Genomic DNA, 428 nt, shown 5'->3' on the forward strand with positions numbered 1-428 from the left:
CCCCAAGGGCGCCAACGAGGTTCGGGTGCGTGTCATCGGCGTCATCGAGAACCAGGCGCCGACGCGCGCGCTGGAGGCCGATCTGCCGGTCGAGGACGGGCTGGTCGCAATGGACCGCCGCAACGACATCTGCCAGATCGCGCTGGTCGAGCGTCACAGGGGCACGGGCGGCGTCAGCAACGCCTTCGTTTCGGGCTTCGGCTATATGGGCGACTGCGCCATGGCGTCCAGCGTGGCGCATGACGCCCACCACATCATCTGCGTCGGCACCAACAAGCAGGACATGGCGCTGGCGGTAAACCGTCTGGGCGCGGTCGGTGGCGGCGTCGTGCTGTTCTCCAAGGGCAAGGAACTGGCGCTGGTCGAAATGCCGATCGCAGGCCTGATGTCGGACGAACGGGCGGAAAGCGTCGCCGCCAAGGCCGAGA

The 428-nt window shown here is 67.5% G+C and carries 1 protein-coding gene; it reads left to right on the forward strand.

All coding sequences use genetic code 11. The annotated features are described in order from the left end of the window. Positions 1–428: adenine deaminase C-terminal domain-containing protein (locus EN879_RS38585; protein ID WP_164774973.1), on the forward strand; the 428-nt coding region annotated here is incomplete at both ends.

It is taken from the genome of Mesorhizobium sp. M7A.F.Ca.AU.002.02.1.1 (genome assembly GCF_003998535.1).
GTDB lineage: Bacteria > Pseudomonadota > Alphaproteobacteria > Rhizobiales > Rhizobiaceae > Mesorhizobium > Mesorhizobium ciceri.